Origin of the sequence: Streptomyces sp. MspMP-M5, from assembly GCF_000373585.1 — a bacterium.
In the GTDB taxonomy this organism is placed as follows: domain Bacteria; phylum Actinomycetota; class Actinomycetes; order Streptomycetales; family Streptomycetaceae; genus Streptomyces.
Genome location: NZ_KB891885.1, coordinates 124,880 through 150,540, shown reverse-complemented (window position 1 = coordinate 150,540; position 25,661 = coordinate 124,880). Strand labels below are relative to the sequence as shown.

The window sequence follows — 25,661 nt, the reverse complement described above, 5'->3', positions numbered from 1 at the left end:
CGGCCCCTGTTGTCCTCACCAGCCCGTCAACTCACGCCTAGAAAAATCGGGTTGGTCATCGCCGCCATCGGGCCCGGGAGGTCCGTCGACGTCGACGGGTGGCGGACCTCGGCGCGTATGTAGGCGGCGTTGGCAGGGGTGGTTCGCCAGGTGACCGTGTCTGTACCCGACGGCGGGAGTGGTGCGGTGTGGCGGCGGCCCTGGTCGGTGACGAAGGAGACCGTGCAGCCGGGCACGCCGGAGACTGTCAGCCGGGCGGTGACCGCGGCCGCGTCCGGCACCGCCAGGCGTTCGCCGATCCCGGCGTGTTCGCCGCGCTCGCCGGTGACGGTGAACGCGAGGTCCACGCGGGCGGATTCGGCGATCCAGACGCGGCCCGTCCGGATGCCCTCCTGGATCGCGCGGCGCGAGAGGTCGTCGGCGAGGACGACGGTCTGTGGCAGGCCGATCACGTCCGGATCGCGGTGGGCGTCGCTGTGCCCGACGGCCGGCAGCCAGCCCGATTCGCCGCCGCGCCGGGCGTGGGCGACCAGGGTGTTGTCCCACTCGGCGAGGGTGGCCTCGTCGTCGGGGCCGTACGGGCCGTTCCACACCTCGACGGCGTCCGCGTCGTTCAGGCCGAACTTCCAGTTGCAGCCCACGCAGGTGGCGTGCGGGTGCGCCGGGATGACCAGGCCGCCGGCCCGCCGGATGGCCCGGGCGTAGCGGCCGAAGGCGTTGTCCCGCGCGCGGTAGCGCCAGTCGATGAAGACCTCGGGGTCGGTGCCCATCGCCACCACATGGCCGTTGCGGGTGGTGACCTCCTCACCGGTGAGGATCAGCAGGTCGTCACCCCACAGCCCTTCCCAGGCGCGGTGTGCGGCGGTGGTGTTGTGCTCGGTGGTGGTGATGAAGTCCAGCCCGGCGGCCCGGGCCAGCGCCGCGATCTGGGCCGGCGTCCGCTTGCCGTCCGAATAGACGGAGTGCAGATGGTTGTCCCCGCGGTACCAGGCGCGGCCGCGGCCTCGGGCCCGCTCCGGAGGGTGGACGGGCTTCGGGGTCGTCCCCCGGGGGCCGTGCCGCACGGTGACCGTGACCTCGTAGTCCAGGCCCTGCGGGGCGACGGTGTACGGGGCGAGGGCGATGTGCCAGGTGCCGGCGTTGATCGGGCCGGGGAGATAGCCGGGCGTGGCGTCGTCGGCACGCAGGAAGAACTCCGTTCTCGCCCCGCCCGACCAGCCGCGGAAACCGGCGCCGCCCAGTGCCGTGCCGCGCTCGTCGAAGATGCCGATGTCGCAGGCGTTCCCCGCGGTGCCGTCGGGCACGGGCGGCTTGTCGTAGCGGTACGCGACCGCGAGCTCCCGTACGCCGTGCGGGACGTCCACCGGCAGATAGACGAAGTCCGGCGCGCCGACGGGCAGATGACCGGTGACCGTGCGGCTCTGCTCGGGCGGTCTGCCCCCGGCCGCCGGCCCGTCCTCGGCCTGCCCGGCGGCCGGCGCCGCCGCGGCGAAGCTCACCCGCCCGAGCGTCAGCGCCCCCGCCGCGCCGGCCGCCGCGGACAGCTTCAGCACCTCACGTCGTTCCATCTCCGCCCCCTCGACTCGTTCGGTCCCATCTCGTTCCCGTGTCGTTCCCGTGTCGTCCGTTTCCGTCTCGTCCGTTCCCGTTGTGCCGAGGCCCGTCCGCCACGGCACGTCGTGCGCGCCCGCGGCGGCCGTCGACCCGCGTGTCGCCCGCCGCGTCGTCGCGCGGTGTGAAAACTGTTCTACGCCCGTGTGACACGCGGAAAAAGCCCTGTGGATAACTCGCGGACGGTGCGGCAACATGCGGTCACTCCACCCGGAGCATGCGGTCACTCCACCCAGCCTGACCACCCACCCACGCCCGACGCGGAGGTAGCCCAGCATGCGGATCGCGACCACGATCTTCCTGACCGACGAGACGATCCGGCCGGTCCGGCTCGCCCACGAGCTGGAACAGCGCGGCTTCGACGGCCTGTATCTGCCCGAGCACACCCACATCCCCGCCTCCCGGGAAACCCCCGCCCCGATGGGCGAACCGCTGCCCCGCGAATACGGCCGCACCCTCGACCCGTTCATCGCGCTCGGCCAGGCCGCCGCGGTCACCGAACGGCTCCGCCTGGGCACCGGCATCACCCTCGTCGCCCAGCACGACCCGATCGACCTCGCCAAGCAGATCGCGACCCTGGACCACCTCTCCGGCGGCCGCTTCACCCTCGGCGTCGGCTACGGCTGGAACGTCGAGGAGGCCGCCGACCACGGTGTGTCATGGGCGACCCGCCGGGCACTGGTCCGCGACCGGCTGGCACTGATGCGCGCCCTGTGGGCCGACGAACCCACCGCCTACGAGGGCCCGTTCGGCTCCGTCCGTGCCTCCCACGCCCACCCCAAACCGGTCGGCGGCGCACCGCGCGTCCTCCTGGGCGGTGCGGCCCGCCCCCGGCTCCTGGCGGAGATCGCGGCCACCGCGGACGGCTGGCTGCCCATCGGTGGCGGCGGCCTGTCGGAGACCCTCCCGGCCCTGCGGCGCGCCTGGGCCGACGCCGGCCGCACGGGCGAGCCGGCGGTGGTGCCGTACGCGGTCCGCCCGACGCCCGGCAAGCTGTCCCACTACCGGGACCTGGGCCTGCGGGAAGTGGTCCTCCAGCTACCGCCGGCCGGCGAGGCGGAGATCCTGCGGACGCTGGACGACTACGCGCAGTATCTGTGAGCGAAAGCGCTCATCCGTGAGCGGAGCGCTCGCCCGCGGCGCCGGTCAGTGACGGCGCCGGTCAGTGACAGCGCCGATCAGTGACGGTGCCGGTCAGCGACGGTGCGTAAGCCCTGCATCGGCTCTGCCCAGTCCGACGTCTGGCGCGCCCTAGGACCACCGGTGTACGGCCGCACCGCACGGGGCCGGTACCACAGACCGATCCGCCCGGACGGCCCCCGGCGTAGCGTCGAAGGTGAAGGCGCAACAAAGCGCACGAAGGCACAACAACGCACGCCACAACCAACGCGCCAACGGACGGCACAAAGCCACAACAGGGAGCCGACCGGACACCAAGGAGAAGCCATGCCCCTCCTCGACCACACCATCGTGCACAGCAAGGACCGTTTCGCCTCGGCCCGTTTCCTCGCCGAGCTGCTGGACGCACCGGAACCCAAGGCGTACGGCCCGTTCGCCGCGGTCAAGATGGACAACGGGGTGACCCTCGACTACGCGGAGCACGTCGCCGGCGGCAGGGAGTTCGTCGCCACGCACTACGCGTTCCTGGTGACGGAGGAGGAGTTCGACGGAATCCTGGCCCGCATCAAGAAGCGCGAGCTGCCCTACTGGGCCGACCCGATGCACAGCAAGCCGCAGGAGATCAACCACCACGACGGCGGGCGGGGCCTCTACGTCAACGACCCCGACGGCCACAACATGGAGTTCCTGACCCGGACGTACTCCGAGGAACTGCTGAACTCGATGTGACAGCAGGGGTGAACGCCCTGGCGGAGACCACCTCCGTTTGACGTGATCAGTGGCACAGCGATCGCTCGCCTTCCGGCGGCGGAGATGTCGGTGGTCGCTCGTATGCTCGGGGCATGACTTCGCACGCGCAGGGATCCGACCAGGGGTCGCACCGGGGATCTGACCAGGCATCGGGCCGGCCCGGCCAGGGCGGGGCGGCCCCGCGGCCGACGGCCAACGCCATGCGCCGGGCGCTCAAGCGAGCCCGGGACGGCGTGGCGCTGGACGTCACCGAGGCCGCGGTGCTCCTCCAGGCGCGCGGCGAGGATCTGGAGGCGCTGTGTGCCTCGGCGGCCCGGGTGCGCGACGCGGGCCTGGAGGCCGCCGGCCGCCCCGGTGTCATCACGTACTCCAAGAGCGTCTTCATCCCCCTGACGCGCCTGTGCCGCGACAAGTGCCACTACTGCACCTTCGCCACCGTCCCCGGCAAGCTCCGCCGGGCCGGGCACGGGATGTTCATGTCGCCGGACGAGGTACTGGCGATCGCCCGCCGCGGCGCCGAACTCGGCTGCAAGGAAGCCCTGATCACCCTCGGGGACAAGCCGGAGGAGCGTTGGCCCGAGGCGCGCGAGTGGCTGGAGGCCGAGGGGTACGACGACACCATCGCCTACGTCCGCGCCATCGCCATCCGCATCCTGGAGGAGACCGGGCTGCTGCCCCACCTCAATCCGGGCGTGATGTCCTGGACGGACTTCCAGCGGCTCAAGCCCGTCGCCCCGTCGATGGGCATGATGCTGGAGACCACCGCCGAGCGCCTGTGGAGCGAGCCCGGCGGCCCGCACTACGGCTCGCCGGACAAGGAACCCGCCGTGCGGCTGCGCGTCCTGGAGGACGCCGGGCGCAGCTCCGTCCCGTTCACCAGCGGCCTGCTGATCGGCATCGGGGAGACGTACGAGGAGCGCGCCGAGTCGCTGTTCGCGCTGCGCCGGATCTCCCGCGCTTACCACGGCGTCCAGGAACTGATCATGCAGAACTTCCGCGCCAAGCCGGACACGGCGATGCGCGGTATGCCCGACGCCGAGCTGGACGAGCTGGTCGCCACGGTGGCCGTCGCCCGGCACATCATGGGCCCGTCCGGCTGCCTCCAGGCGCCGCCCAATCTGGTGGACGAGGAGTACGGCCGGCTGATCCGGGCCGGCATCGACGACTGGGGCGGTGTCTCCCCGCTCACCCCGGACCACGTCAACCCCGAGCGCCCCTGGCCGCAGATCGAGGCACTCGCCGAGAAGTCCGCCGCCGAGGGCTTCCGGCTGCGCGAACGCCTCGCGGTCTACCCGGAGTTCGTCCAGCGCGGCGAGCCCTGGCTGGACCCGCGGCTGCTGCCGCACGTCACCGCCCTCGCCGACCCGGAGACGGGCCTGGCCCGGGAGGACGCCGTGGTGACGGGGCGCCCCTGGCAGGAGCCCGACGAGGGGTTCGTCGCCTCCGGCCGCACCGATCTGCACCGCACCATCGACACCGAGGGCCGCACGGCCGACCGCCGGGACGACTTCGACGAGGTCTACGGCGACTGGGCGGCGCTGCGCGAGGCCGCCGCCCCCGGCATGGTGCCCTCCCGTCTGGACGGCGACGTCCGGCAGGCCCTCTCGCAGGCCGCCGACGACCCGACCCGGCTCACCGACGCCGAGGCGCTCGCCCTGCTGCACGCCGACGGCCCGGCGCTGGACGCGCTCTGCCGGATCGCCGACGACCTGCGCCGCGCCACGGTCGGCGACGACGTCACGTACATCGTCACCAGGAACATCAACTTCACCAACGTCTGCTACACCGGCTGCCGTTTCTGCGCCTTCGCCCAGCGCCGCACCGACGCCGACGCCTTCACCCTCTCCCTCTCCCAGGTCGCCGACCGCGCCCAGCAGGCGTGGGACGTGGGCGCGGTGGAGGTCTGCATGCAGGGCGGCATCCACCCCGACCTGCCGGGCACGGCGTACTTCGACATCGCCCGCGCCGTGAAGGAGCGCGTCCCCGGCATGCACGTGCACGCCTTCTCCCCGATGGAGGTGGTCAACGGGGCGACCCGCACCGGCATGTCCATCCGGGAGTGGCTGACGGAGGCCAAGGCCGCGGGCCTGGACAGCATCCCCGGCACCGCCGCGGAGATCCTCGACGACGAGGTCCGCTGGGTCCTCACCAAGGGCAAACTCCCCACCGCCACCTGGGTCGAGGTCATCAAGACCGCCCACGAACTGGGCATCCGCTCCTCGTCGACGATGATGTACGGCCATGTGGACCAGCCCCGCCACTGGCTCGGCCACCTCCGGCTGCTGGCCGAGATCCAGCAAGCTGCCTTGTCCAAAGGCGTCGGCGGATTCACCGAGTTCGTCACACTGCCCTTCATCCACACCAACGCCCCCGTCTATCTGGCCGGTATCGCCCGCCCCGGCCCCACCACCCGCGACAACCGCGCGGTGACGGCGATGGCCCGTCTCCTGCTCCACCCGCACCTCACCAACATCCAGACCAGCTGGGTGAAGCTCGGCACGGAGGGCGCCGCGGAGATGCTGCGCTCCGGTGCCAACGACCTCGGCGGCACCCTGATGGAGGAGACCATCTCCCGTATGGCGGGGTCGAGTTACGGCTCCTACCGCTCCATCCGGGATCTGGTCGCCATCGCCGAGCTCGCCGGCCGTCCGGCCCGCCCCCGGACGACGACCTATGCCGACGTCCCCGCCGAGCGCCAGGCCGCCGCGCTGGCGTCCGACGGTCATCTGCCGGAGCTGCTGCCGGTCGTGGAGTAGCGGTCCGCGGTCGTCGTGGCCTAGACGAGTGAGTCCGCGGTCCGATGCCGGCCCGGCGGGCGGGCGTCCGCCCCTGCCCGCCGGGCCCGGTGTCTCACTCCCCGCTGTGCTCCGCCTCGTGCTGGAGGATGCACTGCTGCCACTGCGACAGGGCCTCCTCGCGGTCGCCGCCGGCGTCCTGGGCGGCGACGATCAGCGCATCCGCGGCCATGGCGGCCAGCCGTACCGCGACATGGCACACATCGCGCTGGGGGAGCGGCCGGAGGAGTTCCACCGCGCCGTCGCTGTCGCCGGACAGTGCCGAGGCGACGACGGCCATCGTCGTGCGATCCCACTCGTACTCGGACATGGGGAGAGCATGCCCAGCGGGCGGGGCCCCCATCATCGAACGCCTGCCCGGATAGGGAACGCGCCAGTTGGCCGCCGCCCGGGGCCGGACGGGTCTCGCCCCAGCCGCCGGACGGGCTCCGCGGCCAGACAGGCTGCGATGTCCTCGACGGCCTGTCGGAAGGAGCCCACGTAGTTGCGGCGGGTGACATAGCCGAGATGGGGGAGGGCGAGGGTGTTCGGGAGGGTGCGCAGGGCGGCGTCCGCAGCGTCCGGACGTCCACGGCGCCGGCCGGCGGCGACCGGTCGGCCATGGACAGGGCCACGCCCTGGTGGTCGTCGAGCACGGCACAGCGCGAGGCCGCCCCATCCGCCACATCACGATGCGAACCTGAAACAAACCCGACCGAGTTCCGATCATTCCCGGTCGATACAGTGCTGAGCCAGGGGCGAACCGCAAGGCCCCGAACTGTCGAGGCCGAGCGGAGCGAGGTGTGGGCATGGGCACAGCGGCGGGCGGCACCGCCATCTGGGGCCGCGCCGAACAGCAGGACTTCCGCAGCCGGGTGCGCGGCTGCCTGCTGGGCGGCGCCATCGGGGACGCGCTCGGCGCGGCCGTCGAGTTCGACTCCCTGGACGCGATCCGCGAGGCACACGGCCAGGAAGGCGTGACCGGCATGGTGCCCGCCTTCGGGCGCCGCGGCGCGGTCACCGACGACACCCAGATGACCCTCTTCACCGTGGACGGCCTGATCCGCGCCCAGGTCCGCCGCGACACCGGCGCCTGGCACCCGCCCACCGACGTCCACCGCGCCTACCTCCGCTGGGCCGCCACCCAGCGCGACTGGGGCCCCGACGAGCGCAAAGAGGACGACGGCTGGCTCGCCCGCGAGGAGTGGCTCTACGCCCGCCGCGCCCCCGGCCGGGCCTGCCTGAGCGGCCTCGGCGACGAGACGATGGGCACCCTCGACCAGCCGAAGAACCCGGACTCCAAGGGCTGCGGCGCGGTGATGCGCTCCGCGCCGTTCGGTCTGCTCGTCGGCTGGGAGCCGCAACTGGTCTTCCAACTCGCCGTCGAATGCGCGGCGCAGACCCACGGCCACCCCACCGGCTACCTCGCGGCCGGCGCGTTCGCCGTGATCAGCCACTCCCTGGCGCGCGGCGAGGACCTCGACGGCGCCGTCCAGAAGGCCCTGGCCCACCTCGCCACCCGCACCGGCCACGAGGAGACCACCGACGCCCTCAAGCGCGCACTGGGCGCCGTACGGCAGGGGATGCCGACGGCCGCCCGGGTCGAGTCACTGGGCGAGGGCTGGACGGCCGAGGAGGCGCTGTCCATCGGCGTGTACTGCGCACTGGTCGCCGAGGACGTCCGGCACGGCCTGCTGCTCGCCGTCAACCACGGCGGCGACAGCGACTCCACCGGCTCCATCTGCGGCAACCTCCTGGGCGCCCTGCACGGTGAGACCGCGCTGCCCCCGGACTGGCTGGTCGAACTGGAGGGTCGCCCGACGATCCTCCAACTCGCCGACGATTTCGCCATGGAGATGACGCAGGGTCCTGCCCTCCATGGACCCGCGGGCTCTGCGGCGGGGTGGCTGGCGCGCTACCCACGCGTCTGAGAGGGCCTCCCACGTAGTCGGCTCTCCCGCCGTAGGGGTTCGCCTTGCTTGCGCCCGACGGCGCTTGTCTTTTGCGCCTGCGGCGGGCGTTGTCCGCTGCGCGGGGCTGTCGGGTGCGGTGACGGGCCTGCGGGGGTGGTGTGCCGGACTGCTTCGCTTTACGTCCGGCACACCACCCCCTCCGGCCCGCCCCCTCCCGTTGGGGGTCATGAAGACGGTGGGTGGGGGTTGACCTCGGTGGTCCCCTGCCGGTCGTCTACCAAGGGGATCCACCTGTCAGTAGGGGCCGCCCCTCAGTCCGGAGCCCGCAGGGACCCACCGGGACGTGCGCCCCAACTGGCTTGGAATCCACCCTCCAACGGGAGGGGACGGGTCGGAGGGGCAGGGGGTGTGTCCGGACGTAAAGCGAAGCAGTCCGGACACACCCCCTGCCCCGGAGGCCCGGCACCGCGGCCGAACAGCCCCGCGCAGCGGAATCGCACCGCGGCTGAACAGCCCCGCGCAGCGGAATCGCACCGCGGCCGAAAGCCCCGCGCAGCGGATCGGCCCGCCGCCACGCGACACGGCGCCGCACCCGGCAACGTGGGAAGCCAGCCAAGCGCAGCGGCACCGCGCCGCCAAGGGCAAAAAACTCACTGCCAAGGCGACCCCTCCGTCGCCTCGAAGCAATACTTCACCCACGACCGGGCCCGCTCAGGACTGGTCGTCGGCACCGCACAGAACCGGACCCGGAACGTGTCGCCCACCGTCACCATCGGCGTGAAGACGTCATGGTTCGCGCTGATGAGGGCGCTGCGGGACGGGCCGCCCGGCACGCTCACCGTGACCGAGTCGCCGACCGCGCCGGCCGTGATCCGCCCCCACACCGCACCGCAGCGCCTGCTGTACCGCAGGTGGAGGCGGACCGGGTTGCCCTCCGTCGGCTCGAAGGTCGCCGCCTCCACCCCGCACCCGGTGGTCTGCGGGTTCTTGCCGTCGCACCCGGCTCCGGGGCAGGAGGGCGGCGGGTCCTCGTAGAGCTTGGGGAGCTGGTCGGCGGCGAACGTGGCGAGCGCGCCGACGACGGACGTCACCACGCCCACCACCAGGGCGTGCCGGGCGTGTGCGCGCAGCCAGCGCCCGGCGCCGCGGAGCCGCCGGCCGGCGCCGCGCAGCCGGGCCCGCAGGCGCCGGGGGAGAGAAGGGGACGGGGGAATCGGGGGATCCGCGGGATCCCGCACATCGGGGCCACTGGTCATCCGGCCTCCTGAAGAGGGCCCTGGTCCATCTGCCCTCGGGGCGGACCACCGCGGGCGCCAGCCGTCGCGCCCGGGGGCGGCTCCCTCGGGTCATATGCCGTGGACCCTTCAGTGTCCGGCAGGACCGGGCCCGCGGGAAGCGGATTTTCCGCCGCCGACGGGCCCGTGGAAACCGCCGCGGGAGCCGCCGGGCAGAAGCGCCCTGGGCGCCTACGCCGCCCGGCGGGCCGCCGCCAGCCCCGTGCGCAGCCGTCGCAGCCCCTCGCCGATCTCCGCCGGCCCATGGGTCACGAACGACAGCCGGACCGCCGCCGGGTCCGGCTCCCCGGCGAAGAACGGAGCCCCCGGGACGTACGCCACGTCGTGCCGCACCACCTCCGGCAGCAGCGCGGTCGCGTCGTACCCGGCCGGCAGCGTCGCCCACACGAACATCCCGCCCGCCGGGCGGTTCCACCGCGAGCCCTCGGGGAGCGCCGCGGGCAGCCCGGCCAACAGGGCGTCCCGCCGCTCCCGGTAGGCGTCCCGGACCCGTGCCAGATGCGCGTCCAGGTCGGATGCCGCCAAGTACCGCGCCGCGGCGGCCTGGTCGACGGTCGAGGTGTGCAGATCGGCGGCCTGCTTGGCGATGACGCAGGCCCGCCGCAGCCCGGCCGGCGCCCGCAGTGTGCCCAGCCGCAGCCCCGGCGCCATCACCTTGGAGAACGATCCGAGCAGCACCGTGCGGTCCTCGGCGCCGGGGAAGGACGCGACCCAGCGCTGCGGCTCGCCCTCGAAGCGCAGCTCGCCGTACGGGTCGTCCTCGGCGATCCACAGCCCGCGCCGCGCGGCGACCTCGGCGACCGCGGCCCGCCGCTCGGCGTTCAGCGTGCGCCCGGTGGGGTTCTGGAACGTCGGTATGACATAGAGGAGTTTGGGGTTCTCACGGGCCGCGATCTCGTCCAGCGCCGCCGGGTCCAGCCCCTCGTCGTCGGTCGGCACCGCCACCACCCGCGCGCCCGCGAGGGTGAAGATCTGCAGCGCCGCCAGATAGCAGGGGTCCTCCACCAGCACCACGTCGCCCGGCTCCAGCAGGGCCGTGGCCAGCAGCGTCAGCCCCTGCTGGGAACCGGTGGTGACCAGCAGGTCGTCGGCGTCGGTGGGCAGCCCGCGCGCCGTGGTGCGCGCCGCGACGGCCGCCCGCAGCGCCGGATCGCCCTCGCTGGTCGAGTACTGCAGGACCCGCCGCGGCGCCTGCGCCAGCACCTCCCGGAACGCCGCGGATATCCCCTCGGCGTCGAAGAGTTCGGGCGCCGGCAGCCCGCCGGCGAACGAGATCACCTCGGGCCGGGCGGTCAGCGCCAGGATGTCGCGTACGGGCGAGCTGCCGGTCCGGGCCGCCCGCGCGGCGAGCGCGGGCACCGGGGCGGAGGCAAGGGGCGGGGCCGGATTCGGCATGGCAGCTCCAGTCGCTCGTGACGGCGTTAACCACCGTTAGCTGTAGACGGCAGGAAGCTTAGACACTTTCCGGCCACCCGGGCAGAGCTGCCCGCATGCTGAACCCTCGCCGGGCCCCCCGCCGCATCGCGCCGAGCGGACGCGGACATGGCCGAGCCCCCTCGGCCGGGACGGCGATCCAGTCGAGAGGGCTCGTTTCCGCGTGGGTGTCACACAGACCGTGGTCGGTGACGACGCGGTTCAGGACAGGTCGAACGCGCCGGTGGCGACGTCCGAAACGAAGCTGTTCCAGGAGGCGTTGTCGAAGGTGAGGCGCACACCGTCGGGGACCTTGGAGTCACGCACCGCGATGGCCGCAGTGGACGGCGTGGCGATCTCCACACAGGCGCCGTTGCCGCCGGAGTACGAGGACTTGGTCCAGGAGAACGCGGAATTGGGCTGAACGGCCATGTTCACTCCATCTTACTCTGAGTTACCGCGGATTCGGTGAGAACGACGCTACGCGCCAACATCACCGGCCGCAGAGGGCCGTTCACCCGTCCGAATGGCGTATTCCGTGATCCCTTTTCAGGCCAGCTGGCTCAGGTGTACCGTGCGGCCCCGTTGATCGGAATTCAACATTCCGCACTCCTGGGGCCGCCGCTCCCGCCTCATCGACCTCAATGCGACCTCAACTCGTCGCATCCGCATGTCGCTTGGCGGCCTCCGCGATGAACTCGCGGCTCGCGTCCGCGCTCAGCGCCTGCGCCCGCAGATGCTCGTACATGATGGTGTATTTGTGCACATCGTTGGTCTTCTCCAGATAGAGGTCGCTGGTGACACCCTCGATGTAGACCACGCTGGAATCCGCGGCGTCGTCGAATTCCAGGATCGAGAACGTCCCCGACATCCCGGCGTGCGCACCGGCGCCATAGGGCAGCACCTGCACCGTCACATGCGGCAGCTTGCTCACCTCGACGAGGTGCTCCAGCTGCTCGCGCATGATCAGGTGGCTGCCGACCACCCGCCGCAGGGCGCTCTCGTCCAGTACGACCCACAGCCGCAGCGGCCGCTCGGTGTCCCGCACCCGCTCCTGGCGCCGCATGCGCACCTGGATGCGTTTCTCCAGATCTTCCGGAGCCAGCTCCGGGACCGTGCCGGGAATGACCGCCTCGGCGTAGCCGGGCGTCTGCAGCAGACCGGGCACCAGCAGGGACTCGTACGTCCGCAGCGACGCCGCCTCGGTCTCCAGACCGATGTAGACGCTGTACGGAATGTCGCCGAAGGCGTGCCACCAGCCTTGCTGGCGCGAATCCTTGGCCATCTGCATCAGCGAATCCACTATCCGCCGGTCCTCGACCTCGTAGACCCCGCACAGGTCGCGGACGTCGCGCTGGCTGATGCTGCGGCGGCCGTTCTCCAGTCGGCTGATCTTCGACTGGGAGACCAGCAGCCGCTCGGCCACCTGCTCCGCCGTCAGGCCCTTGTCCTCCCGGAGCCTGCGCAGCTCCTGGCCCAATCGGCGTCGCCTGACGGTCGGGTTGACGTTGGACGCCACGGTACGTGCACCTCCGGCTCCGTACTGCTTCATTTCCTGTTGAGCAGACTGCCACTTCCCGTGGACGGCGCGCAGTCAAATGAACACAGTAGGCGAGCGCACATGTGCACGGGGTGGCAGACCGGGCCGTCGTCCGAACGGCCCGGCCCGCCACCCCGTGCTTCTCACTGCGGCTCCCGAACGGGTCCGGGAAGGGGTGCTGCGGTGGCGCTGACGGGCGCGCCCGGGTGTGCGGGCGCGGCCCTGGTGGTGCGGTGGTGCGCGGTGGTGCCCGGCGTGTCCCGCGGCGCCGGCGGCCTCAGCGGGCGCCGACCCGCGCCATGCTGCCGTGTCCGTGTCGCCGTGACTGGCCGGGCACGCCGGCCGCGTCGGACGTCGAACGGCCCGCCGTCTTCCGGGGCGCCGGGCCGCCGCCCGGTGCCGAGTTCCGGCGCGGCTGCGCGGCGACGCCGTTCTGCACGTCCATGACCGCGTGGGCGACCAGCCCGCCCATCGGGTCGTGCCGGATCAGATCCCTCAGACGGGAGCGCGATGACCGCCCCTCGTTCCCTGGGTAGAGGTGCTTGCCGAGACCGACCGCGTGGGCCAGCGCGGCGAGCGCCGCGGTCCGCGGGTCCGGTGGGACGCCGGTGCGGATCGCGTTGTCGAGCCGGGCCCTGATCTCCCGGCTGATGGCCGTCTCCGTCGCCTGGTAGCGCGTCGTCGGCAGCACCCCGCACATCTGGCCCGCCACGGCATGCACCATGCCGCACCGTTCGAGATGGGTGAGGTACGTCTGGCGCAGCCCCAGCCGGGGCCCGCCGATCCAGTGGACCGCGCGCACCGGACTGCCGCGACGGCGCAGCAGTTCGAGCGCGGAGTCCAGAGTCGGATCTCCTGTCGGCCGTGCCATCACCACGGCGATACGATCCCCATCTGGGGCTATCCGTCCTGCCAGGGCCAGCTCCACTAGCTGGGCCCCGGCCAGGCCGAGGTCGAGCGACTGCGGCTGTGCTGTGGTGCCCGTGGCCGGGTCCAAAGCCAGCAGCAGAAGCTCCTCCGGAATTGTTCTGCGGCTCCTGCCCATCCAAGCCTCCCCGCGTGGATGAATGACAGGGTGACCCCTCTCACATTCATCTGTCGAGGGTGCGTGGGGGGTTCGATAGGGAACCGGTAGGTATGTCGTTCTCGTCTAGCAGGTCGGCGACACCTTCCGAGGGGCGCGGCCGATACCGGTTCGCGTGGCGGTGCGAGGCGGCAGCTCGGACACAGGAGACTTGGGAACACTGGTTCCGTTCGGTTCGGTACCAGTGTCACCAGGCAGGGCAGTGCGACGTAGTGAAGGAGACATCGGTGGCGGGCGAGTCCCCCGACAAGTCGGACAAGAAGTCGGGCAAGGAGCAGTCGTCGGGGGAGACGGCGCGCACCGAACGGGACCCGCGGCTGGCGGTCCTCCGCGAGGAGCGGGGAGAACGGGACGGCGCGGGGGAGACCGGGAAGGCCGGGGAGAACGGCGGCGGCAAGGGCGCCGAGGAGGAGACCGAGGGCGGGACTGGCGACGGTTCTGCGAAGGGCTCTGAGGGCGGGGCCGAGGTGGCGGCTGCGGGGGGCTCCTCGAAGGGTGCCGGGAAGGGCGCCGCGAAGGATTCCGCCGGGGATGCCGCGGAATCCGGCAAGGGTGCCGCGGATTCCGGCGAGGGCTCCGCGAAGGGCGGTTCGGAGGCTGAGACCGAGGCCGGTGCCGAGGCTGAGGCTGGGGCCGCGGAGAAGGTTGTGAAGGCGTCTGACGGGGCTCAGGAGGCTGCCAAGGATGGCGCCGAGGCCCAGGCGGAAGCCAAGGGTGGTGCGGGCCGTTCTCGGGGCGACGCGCCTGCGGATGCGAAGGGCGAGCCGGCGAAGGGTGAGGCCGCGGAGAGCGCCAAGCCTGCGGGGGGCGCCAAGCCCGCCGGGAAGGCCGAGTCTGCCGGGGAGCCTGCTGAGGCCAAGGCCGTCGACCAGGCGACCGCCGTCTTCAAGATGGTCGAGCCGAAGAAGGCTGATCCCGAGTCGAAGATGCCCAGTGAGCCGAAGAAGGCCGGTGAGCCGAAGAAAGCCGACGCGGAGCAGGACAAGGGCGGGAGTGCCGAGGAGGCGCCTGCCGATGATGCGACGCGGGTGTTTGCTGTAGCGAAGGCAGGGAAGTCGGGGGCGTCCGGGAAGGGCGCCGCTGAGGGTCCCGTCGACCAGCCGACCGCGGTCTTCAAGCTCGGCAAGGACGCCGAAGCCAAGGGCGCCGAAGCCAAGGGCGCTGGGACGAAGGACGCCGACGCGAAGGACTCCGACGCGAAGGACTCCGACGGTAAGGCCGGCAAGAGCGACAAGGCCGGTAAGGGCGACAAGGCCGGTAAGGGCGCCAAGGCCGAGGGGGGCGACGCCGAGGAGAAGGGCGCTGTCGCCGAGGCCGATGAGCGGGATGCCGAGCGGACCAGCCAGTTCGTGGCGCTGAAGTCGTCGGACGACGGCTCGGCGGAGCGGTCGATCGGCAAGACCGCGCCCCGGACCCCGCTCCGTAAGCCCGGCAGCACCGACGAGGCGGAGAAGGACCGGGAGAAGGGCCAGGCGAAGGACGGCGAGTCCGCAGCCGGTGCCGCCAAGGGCGCGGCGTCGGCCGGTGCCGCGGCGAAGGCGTCGGAGCAGGCGTCCGACAAGGCACCCGAGAAGGCCGCCGCTGACAAGGCTCCGGCAAAGGCGGGCGAGAAGGCACCCGAGAAGGCGGCCGACAAGGCTGTCGGCAAGGCGCCCGGTGCGATGCCGCCCGCCGCGCCGCCGAAGCCGGACCGCAAGCCCGACGCCGGTGCCGCCCCGGCCTCCGCCACGGGTGCCTCCGCCACGGGTGCCCCCGCCGAGGCCGGCGCGTCCGCGGCCGAGGCCGAGTCCGAGCGGACCCGTCAGGAGCCGCTGCCGCCGCTCGACCTGCTGGCGAAACTCACCAACACCCCGCCGCCGCCCGAGACCAAGCTGCGCTCCGTCGTCCGGCGGTTCAAGATCTGGACCCCGCTGGCGGTGCTGCTGGTGATCATCTTCGCGGTCGTCCAGGCGGTGCGGCCGTTGCCCGACCCGACGCTCGTCCTCGGCGACGCCAAGACCTCGTTCACCTTCGCGGGCGACAAGCTCTCCATCCCGTGGCCCGCGCAGGGGCAGGCGGCGGTCAAGGTCGTGGGCTCCGGCGAGGTGGGGACGTTCGGTGACCAGAAGCCGGTGCCGACCGCCAGTGTCGCCAAGATCATGACGGCCTACGTCATCCTCAAGGGCCACCCGCTCAAGAAGGACGAGAAGGGTCCGCAGATCGACGTCGACGCCAAGGCGGTGGCCGAGGGCAACTCCGAGAGCGAGTCGCGGATCGCGGGGCTCAAGGCGGGGCAGAAGTTCAGCGAGCAGGACATGCTCAAGATGCTGATGATCCCGTCCGGCAACAACATCGCCCGGCTGCTGGCCCGTTGGGACACCCAGTCCGACAACGAGGCGGCGTTCGTCAAGAAGATGAACGCGGCCGCCAAGGACCTGGGGATGACCAACACGACCTACACGGACCCCAGTGGCCTGGACGCCAAGACGGTCAGCACCGCCGTCGACCAGATCAAGCTGGCCGAGGCCGTCATGAAGTTCGACGCCTTCCGGCCGATCGTGGCCATGCCCAACGCCGCCATCCCGGGTCTGCCGGAGCGGATCAACAACAACAACGACAACCTGCTGCTGGCCGGGCTGAGCATCAAGGGCATCAAGACCGGTTCCAGCACGGCGGCCGGTGGCACGCTGTCCTGGGCGGCCTACAAGACCGTGGACGGCAAGGACAGGCTGATACTGGGCACGATGATGGACCAGCACTTCAAGGGGCTGGACCCGAACGCCTCCAACAGCCTCACCATGGTCAAGGACAACAGCAAGAAGGTCATCGAGGCGGTGCGCACCGCGCTGACCTCGGCCACGGCGGTGAAGAAAGGGCAGGTCGTCGGCTATGTCGACGACGGCCTGGACGGGCTGACGCCGGTCGTCGCCACCAAGGACCTGAGCGCGGTCGGAGTCCCGGGCCAGAAGCTGGAGTTGAGCATCGGCAGTGACGGCAAGGCCGTTCCGCACGAGGCGAAGGCCGGGACCGTCGTCGGCGAGCTGGCCGTCGGCAACGGCGCGAGCCAGCAGAGGGTGCCGGTGGCGCTCCAGTCGGACCTGGCCAAGCCCTCCTTCGGCGCCAAGCTGACGCGACTGGGCTGAGATGACGGCCGGACGGCCGGGCGGATGGCCAGCATCCCCCGGCGGTCCGGCCGTTTTCCTTTGGCCGTTCGCCCTCCGGTTCCCTTTTGTCCTTCGCCCTTCGCCCTTCGTCCGCTAGCCGCTTTCTGCCTGGCCTTCCCGGCCTTCCCTCGTCCGCCCGGTGGTCGTTCGTCGGCCGCCCCTGATGTGACCGGAGCCCGCCATCGACGCGTCACAAGCGCCGCAGCAGCAACCGCAGCAACAGCCGCCGCAGTCGCAGCAGTCGGCGCGGTCGACGCAGCAGCAGTCGTCGCGGTCGCGTCCGGCGGCGCGTGGGTTCTCGTCGTCGGCCGGGGCCAGTGCCGGGGCTGCAGCAGGGACGGGGAGCAGCGGTGCCGGGGCGGTGGCCGGTTCCCCGTTCTCCTTCGCCGGGGTCCGGCCCGCGTGGGCCGTGCGGAGTGCGGTGGTGCTGGTGCCCGCGGGGCTGATGCTGTTCCTGGGTGCGTGGGGAATCCGCCGCCAGGACGCCGTCTGGCGGGACGAGGCGGTCACCTACGACATGGCGCACCGCAGCCTCCCCGACCTGTGGGCGACGCTGCTGCACGTCGACGTCGTGCACGGCCTGTACTACGCGCTGATGCACTGCTGGTTCGCCGTCTACGACGCCACCCTCGGCGCCACCCTCGGCGAGGTGATCGGCCTGCGGCTGCCGTCCGTCGTGGCCATGACGGCCGCCGCGGCCGGGGTGGCCCTGCTCGGGCGGCGCCTGGTCGGCCGGCGGGCCGGGCTGTGCGCGGGGCTGACCTTCGCGCTGATCCCGGTCGTCCAGCAGTACGCGCAGGAGGGCCGTTCCTATGCGATGGTCTGCGCCCTGGTCGTCTGGGCCTCGTACCTGCTGGTGCTCGCCTGCGCCCAGGCGCCGCCGCGCGCCGGCACCTCCGGTTCGCGCCGCGCGCTCTGGCTCGGCTACACCGCGCTGATGCTGCCGGCCTGTCTGCTGCACGAGTTCGCGTCGCTGGCGCTGCCCGCGCACGGCGCCGCCGTCGCCCTGGGCCGGCTGCCCCGCCGCGTCCGGCGGTCGTGGATGTACGCCGCCGGCACCGTCGTCGCCCTGCTCGCCCCGGTCGCCGTCTTCAGTACCAGCCAGGCGGCCCAGATCAGCTGGCTGCTGTGGCCGGACCCGCTGCAGCTCCTCACCTTCGCCGTGCTCGCGGTGCTCGGCGGCCTCTGCGCCCGCGTCCCGGTGCGCTCCCGCGGCCCGATCGGCCTGCGCGCCCTCGGTGTCCCGCTGCTCCTCCTGCCCACCGTCCTGCTGCTGCTCCTGTCGAACGTCGAACCCGCCTACGTGGACCGTTACGTCCTCTACTACGTCGCCGGTTTCGCGCTGGTCGCGGGCGCCGCGCTGGCCCGGCTGCTGCGCCCGGCCGGCGAGGCGGGGCAGACCCGCGGCCGGCGGCTGGGGCGGCTGGCCGCGGTGGCGCTGGTGCCGGCCGCCCTGCTGCCCGTGGACGTCCATCTGCGCAGTCCGGACAGCCGGGTCGACGACGTCACCGCGGTCGCCCAGGCCGTCCGGCAGATGTCCGAACCGGGCGACGGGCTGCTGTTCACGCCGTCCCGCCGCCGGATCTGGAGCGCGACCCGGCCGCACGACTTCCGCGGACTGCGCGATCTGGCCCTGGACCGCAGCCCGGTGGCGTCGCACAGCCTCTACGGGACGGAGGTGTCCGGCGCCGAGATCCGCGACCGGATGCTGGCCAGCCGCCGCATCGTGGTCGCCGGCGACCCGGCCGGGCAGCCGCTCGACGCCAACGACCAGGAGCTGGCCAAACGGGCCACGCTGCGTTCGGCGTTCGTGGTGTGCCGCAGCACGGAGGTGCGCGGGGCGCAGATCACGCTCTACGCGCGGGTGGGCGGGCCCGGGGGGAGCGGGTACTGCTGAGCGCGCCGCGGTGCGGGGGTCGCGCCGCTGCGTGTGGTGGTGCGGAGTGTCGCGTCGCTGAGCGTTGTGGTGCCGAGTGCCGTGCTGCTGATCTCGTGGTGCTGAGCCGTTGTCCGTCGGGTGCCTGCCCCCGCGTCCGTCACGCCGGGCCCAGCGCCTCCTCGTCGATCCCCAGCAGGTCCCGTAGCGCCGTCGTGCCCTGCGGGGTGAGGCGGACCGCGCGGCCGGTGCCGATCCGGCGGATCCAGTGCCGCTCCAGCAGCCGTTCGCAGAGCCGCGCGCCGGCCGTACCGGCGAGGTGCTGGCGGCGTTCGGTCCAGTCCAGGCAGCCGCGGGCCTGTGGGCGGCGGCCGGCGCGGAGCGCTTCGGGCGGGATGCCCAGGGCCTCCTCGAACCACGTCCGGCCGCTGTCGGTGAGCGCGAACCCGCCGTCCTGGTCCAGCAGTCCGCGCCGGGTCATCGCGTCGGTGACGGCGACTCCGAGGCGCCCGGCCAGGTGGTCGTAGCAGGTCCGGCCGCGGGCCAGCGCCGCCGACGCGGTGGCCGCCCGCAGCCCGCGCGGCGCCGCGGCCGGCGGATCGAGGTGCGCGGTCACCGATTCCAGCAGCTCGGCCACGCGCGGCCCGGCGAGCTGGGCGTAACGGTGCCGGCCCTGCCGCCGTTCGACCAGCAGCCCGCCGTCGATCAGCCGGGACACGTGCTCGCTCGCGGTCGAGGGCGCCACCCGCGCGTACGCGGCGAGTTCGCCGACCGTCCAGGCCCGCCCGTCCAGCAGCGCCAGGCAGAACGCGGCCCGGGTGCGGTCCGCCAGCAGCGCGGCCAGCCGGGCCAGCTCATGGCTGTGGTCGGGCACCGCCGCGGCGCCGGGGCGGCGGCCCGGCCGGTCTCCCAGCCGTTCCGCCGGTGTGCCTGGTGTCCGTTTCCGCTTCGACGACGTCATGGGTCCATTGTCCGCCGCGACACTTCGGCGAGTGCCGATACGTCATCGTCCTACGGTGCCCGCATGACCAGCGATACGCGTACGGAAGCCGTACGGCGGCCCGCCCCGCACCGCGCCGACGCCTTTCACGCCCTTCACCACACCCCCGGCCGCCCGCTGCTGCTTCCCAACGCCTGGGACAGCGCCTCGGCCGCCGCGCTCGCCGCCGCCGGCCACGCCGCGATCGGCACGACCAGCCTGGGCATCGCGGCCGCCCTCGGCCACCCGGACGGTGAGGGCCTCCCCGCCGTCCGGGACGCCACGCTCGCCCTGGCCCGCCGGCTCGCGGGCCGGCTGCCCTGCCCGTACACCGTCGACATCGAGGGCGGATTCGGCGGCGGACCCGGCCAGGTCGCCGAGCTGGCGGCCGAGTTGGCGGACTGCGGCGCGTCCGGGATCAATCTGGAGGACGGGCTGCCCGGCGGCGGAGGGCTGCAAGTGCCCGCCCGGCAGGCCGAGTTGATCGCCGCAGTGAAGGAACGCGTCCCCGACCTCTTCCTCAACGCCCGGATCGACACCCACTGGCGGGTGGACACCCCGCCGCCCCTGTCGCAGACGCTCGCCCGGGCGGAGACCTACCTGGCCGCCGGCGCGGACGGCATCTTCGTACCGGGCGTCACCGCCGACGCCGACATCACGGTGCTCGCCCGCGAGATCGCCGCTCCCCTGAACATCCTCTTCACCCCCGGCCGGCACACCGTCCGTCGCCTGGCCGACCTCGGTGTGCGCCGCATCAGCACCGGCTCGCTGCTCTTCCGTACGGCCCTGGGAGCGGCCTGCGCGGCGGCGGACGCGCTCCGCGCCGGGGAGACGGGGGAGGGGCAGGGACAGGGGCAGGGGCAGGGGCGGAGTCGCGGCTCCGGGCTCGTCCCGTCGTACGGCATCGAAGATGCCCCGGCCTACGGGGAGGTGCAGCACCTGGCCGGAGAAGTCGCGACCGGCAGTCGGGGCACTACGGGCAAGGCCCGGCAGCGGAGAAGCCCCGCCGCCCGGCCTCGGTGATCAGCGGTTCCGGTCCGTCGACGCGTGCCGGCGGCGCTGCGCCGCGACGCCCACGCCCACCGCGCCCAGCGCCGCGGCGCCGCCGATGACGCCCGCCTTCGGTAGGTGCCCGGCCTTCTCGGCGAGGCCGGCCAGTCCCTCGTCGGGGAGGATGATCGACGTCCGGCTCTCGGTCGGGGCGCTGGAGTCGGCGGCGAACGCGGCGCCCGTGGGGAGCAGTAGGACGGCCAGCGCACCTGCGGCGACGGTGGCGGTGCGGATCACGGAGCGGCGCTGCGCACGCATGGGTACTCCTCGACGGGGGCGGCCGGCGGCTGCCCTGGGGTGCGTTACGTGAGAGCACGCTACGGAGCGTCCATAACGGCATCCCGTACGTTGTGTAACAGCCGGCCCTTCCTCTTGCGGTCATTCCTGTGACGAAGCGAGTGAGGGGGCTAGGGGGCGTGCGGTCGGTTGTTCTCCGGGTTCTGCTCCCTCGCCTGTGCCTGTGCCTGTGCCTGTGCCTGTGCCTGTGCCTGTGCCTGTCCCTGTCCCTGTCCCCGTGCCCGCCAGCCCGCTCGCCGGCCTTCGTCGCCCCGGCCCCCGTCGTCCCGGCCGGTCCCGTCGCCCCGGCCGCCGCCGGAACGGCCGTCCCGAAGATTCCCGAGCCCTTCACCTTGGGTAGCTTGGTCGGGCTATGTCCGCATTTCGCCGCGTATGGAGCGCGCCGACCGGCCGCCCCCGCCGCCCCTGCACCCGGGCGGCGATTCCCCGTGCCCTCGCCAGGTTCGTGCCGCGACGCCCTGCCGGGGCCGTGCCCGGTGCCCTCGCCATGCCCGCCGCTCTGGCCCTCGCCGTCGCACCCCTCGTCCTCCTCGCCGGATGCGCCAGCCCCGAGGGCCTCCAGGACGAGGGCCCGGCGCGCCGGGTGAACGCCCCGCTGGCCCTCTGGCCGACGTATTCGCCCGCCCCGCTGCGGGAGAACGAGAACCCGGCCGCCCTCAAGCCGCTCCCCGCCCTGCCCCGCGTCCCCAGCGGCAGCATGGCCGCCGCCGACCCGCTCGCCGTCCTCGACGCGGACTTCGCCTCCTCCGGCGGCACCCCGCCCAGGCCGAGCTCGGTACGCAGCCCGGAACTGCGCGACCTCACCGACGACGGCAAGCCCGACCTGATCGCCGTCGTCGACCTCGACCGCCGCACCAGCGAGCTGCGCGTGTACACCGTCCGAAAAGGGGTGGTCACCAGAATCCTCGCGCTGCGCGCCGTACTGGCCGGCGTCGAGGTCGCCGCCGGCCACCTCGCGGTCCGCGAACCCACCAAGGACCCGCGCTATGTCAGCGTCACCGACTACGTCTGGGACGGCCGCACCATGGGCCTGTGGGACCTCACCCTCGACGTGGCCCGCAAGGCGCAGCGCTCCACACCGGCCGCCACCCCCGGCCCCGCGCCCGCCCTCACCCGCGTCCTCGCCCTCGCCCTCGCCGGGAACCCGCCGTGAGGCGCCCCCGCCCCGCCGTCTCGCTCCGCTGGAAGATCTCGCTGACCGTGACGGCGGTGTGCTGCGCGGTCGCCGCCGTCCTCGGCGTACTCGTGCACAACGCGGTGGCCCGCCAGACCGTCGGCCAGGTCCGCAAGGAGACCCGCGCCGACCTCGACACCGCACTGGACCTCTTCGAGTACGGCACCTCGCGCGAAGGCATCAACTCCGTCCTCGATCCACCCGAACTCCCCGACGAACTACGCCGGTTGGTGCACCGGGGGCGGCGCGGCAGCATGGTCGGCAGCTACCGTGGACGGCCCGTCATGTGGGCGGCGGCGCCCGCCGACAACCAGATCATGGCCGTCTGGTCGCCCTACGCGAACACCCGGGGGACGCTGGAGAAGTTCGACACCGCGATCCTCGGTTCGGCCGTGCTGGCGGCCGCGGCCGTCGCCGCCGCCGGGCTCTTCCTGGCCCGGCGCATCAGCCGCCGGCTGACCAGCACGGCGGCCGTCGCCCGCCGGATCAGCGGCGGCGACCTGGACGCCAGGGTCGGCGAAACGGCAGGTCAGCCGCGACGCGGTGGGCGGGCGGCACAGGACGAGGTGGCCGCCGTCGCGGCCGCCCTGGACTCCATGGCCGCCACCCTCCAGAGCCGCCTCCAGGCCGAACAGCGGTTCACCGCCGATGTCGCCCACGAGCTGCGCACCCCGCTCACCGGCATCCTCGCCTCCGCCGCGCTCCTCCCGGAGGGCCGCCCCAAGGAGATGATCAACGACCGGTTGCACGCCCTGCACCGCCTCACCGAGGACCTGCTGGAGATCTCCCGGCTGGACTCCGGCACCGAGCACGCCGACCTCGCCGCCTACGAACTCGGCGCGCTGGTACTGCGGTCCGTGCGCGCCACCGGCCTCGACGCCGAGGTGCGCATCCGCACCGACACGGTCGTCGAAACGGACCGGCGCCGCCTGGACCGGATCCTCGCCAACCTCGTCCTCAACACCCATCGGCACGGTCGGCCCCCGGTCACCGTCACCGTCGACGCCCCGCCCGGCGGCACCCCCGCCATCGAGGTCCGCGACCACGGCCCCGGCTATCCCGACGAGCTGCTCCGCCACGGCCCGCAGCGCTTCCGCACCGACGCCCCCGGCCGGGGCCGCGGACACGGCCTCGGCCTGACCATCGCCGTCGGCCAGGCCGCCGTCCTCGGCATCGACCTCCGCTTCGACAACCCACCCGACGGCGGCGCCCGCGCCACCCTCACCTTCCCGCCTCAACCGCCGACGGACACGCCACTCACCCCGTGACGGCCCGCCCTACGGCCACCGGCCCGCGCCCGACGGGCACCGTCCGCCGTCCACAGCCGCCATCCTCCGGTGGCCGTTCGCCGTCCGTTGGCTGCCTCCCCTGGCCGTGATCCGCCCCCGATCAGCCACGCCCGGTCGCAAACCCCTCATAGACCCCTCATAGGCCCCTCATAGAACCCGACCTCACCAGTCGATGTCGTCCGGCGGCTCCGGCAGCACCTCCTCCTCCGGTGCCGGCTCCGCCACCGCCTCCCCGACGGCCGCGGCTGACGCCTTCCCGGCACCGGCACCGGCCCCAGCCACCGAAGCCCGAGACCCACCCGGCGCCGGCGCTCCTGCCCCACCCGGAGCGGCCTCCTGACCCGCGATGCCCGCGCCCACGGCGCCCTCACCCACGCTGCCCCCGCCGGCCAACACCTCCAGGATCTGCTCGCCGTACTTGGCGAGCTTGTTCTCGCCGACGCCGTTGATCGTGCCCAGCTGGGCGATGTCGGCCGGCCGCGCCACCGCGATCTCCCGCAGTGTCGCGTCGTGGAAGATCACATACGCGGGGACGCCCTGCTCCTTGGCCGTCCGGCCCCGCCAGCCGCGCAGCGCCTCGAAGAGCGGCAGCGCCTCCTCCGGCAGGTCCACCGGCGCCCGCTTGCCGCCCTTGGTCTTCGCCTTGGCCGCGCGCGCCGGCTTCTCCGGCTCCCGCCGCATCGGCACCTCGCGCTGCCCGCGCAGCACCTCACCGCTCGCCTCGGTGAGCACCAGCGTGCCGTAGTCCCCCTCCACGGCCAGCAGCCCCTGGGCGAGCAACTGCCGTACGACGCCCCGCCATTCGGCCTCGCGCAGGTCCTCCCCGATCCCGAAGACGCTCAGCGCGTCATGGTCGAACTGGATGACCTTGGCGGTCTTCCGACCCAGCAGAATGTCGATGATCTGCCCCGCGCCGAACTTCTGCCCCCGCTCGCGCTTCAGCCGTACGACCGTCGACAGCAGCTTCTGCGCCGGCACCGTCCCGTCCCAGGTCTGCGGCGGGGTGAGGCAGGTGTCGCAGTTGCCGCACGGGCCGCTTTCCTGGTCGAAGTACGCCAGCAGCCGCACCCGCCGGCACTCCACGGTCTCGCACAGCGCCAGCATCGCGTCCAGATGGGTGGCCAGCCGGCGCCGGTGCGCGTCGTCCCCCTCCGAGCCGTCGATCATCTTCCGCTGCTGGACCACGTCCTGCAGCCCGTAGGCCAGCCAGGCGGTGGACGGCTGGCCGTCCCGCCCCGCGCGCCCGGTCTCCTGGTAGTACCCCTCCACCGACTTCGGCAGATCAAGATGGGCCACGAACCGCACATCGGGCTTGTCGATGCCCATCCCGAACGCGATGGTGGCGACGACGACCAGCCCGTCCTCCCGCAGGAACCGCGCCTGGTTCGACGCGCGGACCCGGGCGTCCAGCCCGGCGTGGTACGGCACCGCGTCGATCCCGTTGTCCACCAGGAACTGTGCGGTCTTCTCCACCGAGGCCCGGGACAGGCAGTACACGATGCCCGCGTCCCCCGCGTGCTCTCCGCGGAGCAGTTCCAGCAGCTGCCGCTTGGGCTCGCTCTTCGCCGCGATCCGGTACTGGATGTTGGGCCGGTCGAAGCTCGCCACGAAATGACGGGCGCCGTCCATCCGCAGCCGGGAGGTGATCTCGGTGTGCGTCGCCTTCGTCGCCGTCGCGGTCAGCGCGATCCGCGGCACGTCCGGCCAGCGGTCGTGCAGCATCGACAGCGCCAGATAGTCCGGCCGGAAGTCGTGGCCCCACTGCGCCACGCAGTGCGCCTCGTCGATGGCGAAGAGCGAGATCTTTCCCCGGTCCAGCAGCTGCACCGTCTGCTCGACCCGCAGCCGCTCCGGCGCCAGATACAGCAGATCCAGCTCGCCGGCCAGGAACTCGGCCTCGACCAGCCGCCGCTCCTCCAGATCCTGCGTCGAATTGAGGAACCCGGCCCGCACCCCCAGTGCCCGCAGCGCGTCGACCTGGTCCTGCATCAACGCGATCAGCGGCGAGATCACCACCCCGACGCCCGGCCGCACCAGCGACGGGATCTGGTAGCACAGCGACTTGCCGCCGCCCGTGGGCATCAGGACGACCGCGTCCCCGCCCCCGATGACATGCTCGATGATCTCCTGCTGCTCACCGCGGAACGCGTCGTACCCGAAGACCCGGCGCAGCACCTGCACCGCCTCGCCGCCCCCCGACACGCCCTCCGCGCCTCCCGCCACATCCACGTCCACGTCCACCACGCTCACTCCCACGTCCGCCAAGCCACCCCGAAAGCCTACGAGCTCCACCCCCCTCCCCGCCGACCCTGTGGATAACTCCCCAAACCAAACGGCCCGGACCATGATCGGCG

Annotated in this window: 19 protein-coding genes and 1 pseudogene; 9 read left to right on the top strand and 11 right to left on the bottom strand. The window is 72.9% G+C overall.

The genetic code is table 11. The features are described from left to right. Positions 1–26 precede the first annotated feature (26 nt). A complete protein-coding gene (locus B073_RS0113670; protein WP_026247352.1) occupies positions 27–1,568 on the bottom strand; it encodes a CehA/McbA family metallohydrolase in 1,542 nt (513 codons plus the stop codon). A 319-nt stretch (positions 1,569–1,887) separates the two neighbouring features. On the opposite strand from B073_RS0113670, the gene B073_RS0113665 reads away from it, so the two are divergent. The 3 genes from B073_RS0113665 (at position 1,888) to B073_RS0113655 (ending at position 6,236) form a co-directional block, all read left to right on the top strand. Beyond that, on the top strand, positions 1,888–2,712 hold the full coding sequence (locus tag B073_RS0113665) for a TIGR03619 family F420-dependent LLM class oxidoreductase (protein WP_018538660.1): 825 nt from the start codon (positions 1,888–1,890) through the stop codon (positions 2,710–2,712). 345 nt (positions 2,713–3,057) lie between these two features. Continuing rightward, entirely contained in the window at positions 3,058–3,459 is a 402-nt protein-coding gene (locus B073_RS0113660) for a VOC family protein (RefSeq protein ID WP_018538659.1), read from the top strand. A gap of 113 nt (positions 3,460–3,572) precedes the next feature. After that, positions 3,573–6,236, top strand: a complete 2,664-nt coding sequence (locus tag B073_RS0113655) for a bifunctional FO biosynthesis protein CofGH (protein ID WP_026247351.1) — start codon at positions 3,573–3,575, stop codon at positions 6,234–6,236. A 94-nt stretch (positions 6,237–6,330) separates the two neighbouring features. Here the strand turns inward: B073_RS0113655 and B073_RS0113650 are convergent, their stop codons facing one another. Continuing rightward, positions 6,331–6,585, bottom strand: a complete 255-nt coding sequence (locus B073_RS0113650; RefSeq protein WP_018538657.1) for a hypothetical protein — start codon at positions 6,583–6,585, stop codon at positions 6,331–6,333. A gap of 32 nt (positions 6,586–6,617) precedes the next feature. After that, a pseudogene (locus B073_RS47810) lies at positions 6,618–6,839 on the bottom strand (hypothetical protein); the annotation flags it as partial. 224 nt (positions 6,840–7,063) lie between these two features. On the opposite strand from B073_RS47810, the gene B073_RS0113645 reads away from it, so the two are divergent. Continuing rightward, on the top strand, positions 7,064–8,185 hold the full coding sequence (locus tag B073_RS0113645) for an ADP-ribosylglycohydrolase family protein (RefSeq protein ID WP_018538656.1): 1,122 nt from the start codon (positions 7,064–7,066) through the stop codon (positions 8,183–8,185). A gap of 632 nt (positions 8,186–8,817) precedes the next feature. Here the strand turns inward: B073_RS0113645 and B073_RS39970 are convergent. The 5 genes from B073_RS39970 to B073_RS0113620 form a co-directional block, all read right to left on the bottom strand. Then, positions 8,818–9,423 carry a DUF2690 domain-containing protein gene (locus B073_RS39970; protein ID WP_051094001.1) on the bottom strand — a complete coding sequence of 202 codons (606 nt, stop codon included), beginning with the start codon at positions 9,421–9,423 and terminating at the stop codon, positions 8,818–8,820. A gap of 210 nt (positions 9,424–9,633) precedes the next feature. Further along, positions 9,634–10,857, bottom strand: coding sequence for a PLP-dependent aminotransferase family protein (locus B073_RS0113635; protein WP_018538655.1), 1,224 nt, complete (start codon positions 10,855–10,857; stop codon positions 9,634–9,636). Between the two features lie 240 nt (positions 10,858–11,097). Beyond that, positions 11,098–11,307 (bottom strand): DUF397 domain-containing protein, encoded by a 210-nt coding sequence (locus tag B073_RS0113630; protein ID WP_018538654.1) that lies wholly within the window; start codon positions 11,305–11,307, stop codon positions 11,098–11,100. Positions 11,308–11,527: 220 nt separating this feature from the next. After that, a complete protein-coding gene (locus B073_RS0113625; RefSeq protein WP_026247350.1) occupies positions 11,528–12,394 on the bottom strand; it encodes a helix-turn-helix domain-containing protein in 867 nt (288 codons plus the stop codon). Positions 12,395–12,692: 298 nt separating this feature from the next. Further along, a complete protein-coding gene (locus tag B073_RS0113620; protein WP_026247349.1) occupies positions 12,693–13,460 on the bottom strand; it encodes a GOLPH3/VPS74 family protein in 768 nt (255 codons plus the stop codon). A gap of 266 nt (positions 13,461–13,726) precedes the next feature. Here B073_RS0113620 and B073_RS0113615 point away from each other — a divergent pair, with 266 nt between their 5' ends. Together B073_RS0113615 and B073_RS0113610 are read left to right on the top strand one after the other, a co-directional pair. Further along, on the top strand, positions 13,727–16,621 hold the full coding sequence (locus B073_RS0113615; RefSeq protein ID WP_018538651.1) for a D-alanyl-D-alanine carboxypeptidase: 2,895 nt from the start codon (positions 13,727–13,729) through the stop codon (positions 16,619–16,621). A 382-nt stretch (positions 16,622–17,003) separates the two neighbouring features. Continuing rightward, the gene (locus B073_RS0113610) at positions 17,004–18,539 is read left to right on the top strand and encodes a glycosyltransferase family 39 protein (protein WP_018538650.1); all 1,536 of its coding nucleotides are present in this window, start codon (positions 17,004–17,006) and stop codon (positions 18,537–18,539) included. A 139-nt stretch (positions 18,540–18,678) separates the two neighbouring features. On the opposite strand, the gene B073_RS0113605 is transcribed toward B073_RS0113610, so the two are convergent. Continuing rightward, the gene (locus B073_RS0113605) at positions 18,679–19,479 is read right to left on the bottom strand and encodes an ArsR/SmtB family transcription factor (protein WP_018538649.1); all 801 of its coding nucleotides are present in this window, start codon (positions 19,477–19,479) and stop codon (positions 18,679–18,681) included. 63 nt (positions 19,480–19,542) lie between these two features. Between B073_RS0113605 and B073_RS39965 the strand changes: the two genes are divergently transcribed. Then, entirely contained in the window at positions 19,543–20,520 is a 978-nt protein-coding gene (locus B073_RS39965) for an isocitrate lyase/PEP mutase family protein (protein WP_018538648.1), read from the top strand. Here the strand turns inward: B073_RS39965 and B073_RS0113595 are convergent, their stop codons facing one another. Continuing rightward, on the bottom strand, positions 20,521–20,805 hold the full coding sequence (locus B073_RS0113595) for a hypothetical protein (protein WP_018538647.1): 285 nt from the start codon (positions 20,803–20,805) through the stop codon (positions 20,521–20,523). It abuts the gene before it with no gap. Between the two features lie 526 nt (positions 20,806–21,331). Here B073_RS0113595 and B073_RS0113590 point away from each other — a divergent pair. After that, positions 21,332–21,997 (top strand): hypothetical protein, encoded by a 666-nt coding sequence (locus B073_RS0113590; protein ID WP_037811626.1) that lies wholly within the window; start codon positions 21,332–21,334, stop codon positions 21,995–21,997. Further along, a complete protein-coding gene (locus B073_RS0113585) occupies positions 21,994–23,286 on the top strand; it encodes a sensor histidine kinase (protein WP_018538646.1) in 1,293 nt (430 codons plus the stop codon). Before B073_RS0113590 ends, B073_RS0113585 begins: the two co-directional genes overlap by 4 nt. Positions 23,287–23,469: 183 nt before the next feature. On the opposite strand, the gene recQ is transcribed toward B073_RS0113585, so the two are convergent. Further along, a complete protein-coding gene (gene recQ, locus B073_RS0113580) occupies positions 23,470–25,551 on the bottom strand; it encodes a DNA helicase RecQ (RefSeq protein WP_086023789.1) in 2,082 nt (693 codons plus the stop codon). Positions 25,552–25,661: the final 110 nt, after the last annotated feature.